The organism is Patescibacteria group bacterium, assembly GCA_018896645.1.
Lineage (GTDB): Bacteria > Patescibacteriota > Patescibacteriia > UBA2591 > JABMQE01 > JAHIMF01.
On sequence record JAHIMF010000017.1, the window covers coordinates 1 to 2,263 of the forward strand.

Consider the following 2,263-nt stretch of genomic DNA (forward strand, 5'->3'; position numbering starts at 1 on the left):
TTCAAACTGACGGAACCCTGCTTTTGGAAGGCCTTGCTCCTGGGGTCTATGCCGTGGAGGTTAATAAACAAGGGTGCGAGAACTGGACTGGCCAGGTTGTGGTCAAGGTTGGCGAGACTGCTCGGGTGGATGCGGTGCTGATACCCGAAGCTTCGGTTCCTGCCACCTTGGTTGTCAACACCTATCCTCTTTGGGCTGATGCTTGGATCTCTATCAATGACGAAAAGCAGGCCCAGACTGTTTCCGGGACTTTTCAACTAGACCCAGGAACCTACGAAGTTAAAATTGAAGGTCTTCTGCACAAGGAAGCCAGGCAAACAGTTACCCTCAATGCCGGAGAACAAAAAACCCTCAATTTTCCCTTAGAGAAATGGGATTTTGAGGGGAAGATGAGTATTGCTAATGGAGAGAAGGAGGGACCTATTGAAATCGGTAGTTTCAGGGATAAAAAATATGTGCTCCGCCCAATCGCCGGAGTGTTGGGATATCTTGAAGTACGGGGCAATAAAGTGTACTTTGATAATTACGCCGGGACTATGGCCGAGGGGAATATTCTAGAAAATGGTAAACGAATCGAATATTACTATTGGAGCACGAATAACCCCTCCATAAAACAAAAGGTAGTTATCCTAATTACCGAGAATTGAAACAGGTGAGGACAAAAACTTTAACCAAAACCAGGGATGAAACTTATCTCTGGTTTTTTAATTCTATGAAGGAGGAACAAGAATATAACCATTAAAGAATATCCAAGGATTTAAATTTGGATAGGTTGCATTCGGAAGGTCTTTATTGCATTCATTCATAAGTGGATTCAACGGATCATTATCATTCTCACTCGCATCATAGCAACCGACAAGATTACAGCTACCAACACAATCCCCATCTTCATCACATGGAGTAACGCCATTATCACAATACCCTCTACACGTCCCATTACACCACCCCCAATTATCCAAAACCTGAACTTTAGGAACAAAGGCGCAACAACCGCCTATAATACTGGGGTCAGGACAAGGGTTTTTCCAGCTTGGGTCCAAAGCACCAGCGCAACTATACACATGCGAAAAGCTGAAGAAATTTTCTGCGCAGGCGTCTTTAGAATCCCCAAACTGCAAGCGGCAAACACCGGGAGCCGTGCCCAGGGAGCAGGTTTGGTTAGGAGCAGTTACATAACAGTATGCTTTTCCAAAATAGCAAGGACAAGTGCCTTGTTCTAAAGGACAAGGAGCCTCCAAATAGCAAATAATACTGCAAGGGTCTCCTCCTTCATTATCGCAAACATAACCGTCTTGAGGGTCCGGAGGAATAGGCGGGGTATTTAAAAAATTCTCACTTCTTAGACATACTTCTGGTAACTATTTTAAAGCAATAAGGTCCAAGCTTCATCTTTCTATAACCGGCAGCTGTAATAACCCTTTCGGCTTCACTCTGGACATAATTCAAATACTGCGAAGTGGTCATATTTCTAGTCCTCTTATATTCCTGCTCTTGCCACTGATACTTATCTTGTAAAATTGGTGATAAATAAGATTGGGTCATAATTCTTTGTTCTCCTCTCTTTGACTTAATAATAAAGCTTCAGGCGTAGTAATTTCTGGAACGAAAAGTTTGTGTTTTAAATTAAAGTCCTGAATTATCTTTGTTCGGTGAGGTCTAGTAATATGCTCCTGATTCCAAGAAACCAAAAAATCAATCTTATTGACAGAAGCAACTGCGACATGAACAGCATCAGGTCTTTTTACTTTTGGAAAAATGTTATATTTAAAATACAAATCAACTACTTCTTCAATTTTTGGACTAATCTTTAATTCGGGTATACCACTCACAAAATCAATTACTTTGACTTTATATTTCTTCTCTAAAGCATCTAATTCTAATAAAGCAATAGTTCCTAAAAACATTTGATAAAAGGGTAAAACTTCCTGCCAAAATTCTCTGGTAATAGCTTCTCTTATAGGGTCTTGCTTTTTAAAATCAAAATAAGCCGAAATAACTGAAGTTTCCAAATAGATTGTTTGTTTTGCTTTTGGCATTCTAAAACTATTATAGCAATTTTCCAGAATGTGTCAATGTGCTTGACAAATTCCCCAAATAAGTATAGGGTGAAGATAGAGAAAGAATACAGCTAATCCACCTCAAGCCCCTTATTTTAGGGGGCCAAGGACTTTTGCCTGATGAGGTAAATATTGTTCTTTGTAAAAAATAGGAAAAAGAATCCCTTAGTTTCTAGTTTCTCAATTTCTCAATTTCTCTTTATGAA

Annotated in this window: 4 protein-coding genes; 1 reads left to right on the plus strand and 3 read right to left on the minus strand. The window is 39.9% G+C overall.

Annotation, left to right across the window (positions count from 1 at the left end; all coding sequences use genetic code 11):
- A partial coding sequence (locus tag KKD20_01135) for a carboxypeptidase-like regulatory domain-containing protein (GenBank protein MBU4331711.1) occupies window positions 1-647 on the plus strand: 647 nt, incomplete at its 5' end.
- Between the two features lie 63 nt (window positions 648-710).
- Here KKD20_01135 and KKD20_01140 read toward each other — a convergent pair.
- From KKD20_01140 to KKD20_01150, 3 genes are all read right to left on the minus strand, one after another.
- On the minus strand, window positions 711-1,238 hold the full coding sequence (locus tag KKD20_01140) for a hypothetical protein (protein ID MBU4331712.1): 528 nt from the start codon (window positions 1,236-1,238) through the stop codon (window positions 711-713).
- 94 nt (window positions 1,239-1,332) lie between these two features.
- On the minus strand, window positions 1,333-1,542 hold the full coding sequence (locus tag KKD20_01145) for a hypothetical protein (protein ID MBU4331713.1): 210 nt from the start codon (window positions 1,540-1,542) through the stop codon (window positions 1,333-1,335).
- Complete coding sequence (locus KKD20_01150; GenBank protein MBU4331714.1) at window positions 1,539-2,036, minus strand: hypothetical protein; 498 nt, start codon at window positions 2,034-2,036, stop codon at window positions 1,539-1,541. The genes KKD20_01145 and KKD20_01150 overlap by 4 nt, the downstream gene beginning before the upstream one ends.
- Window positions 2,037-2,263 lie beyond the last annotated feature (227 nt).

Bases quoted from the DNA above. Each gene is read 5' to 3' on its own strand.
- KKD20_01150 (MBU4331714.1), bottom strand. From the start codon at position 2,036: ATGCCAAAAGCAAAACAAACAATCTATTTGGAAACTTCAGTTATTTCG.
- KKD20_01145 (MBU4331713.1), bottom strand. From the start codon at position 1,542: ATGACCCAATCTTATTTATCACCAATTTTACAAGATAAGTATCAGTGG.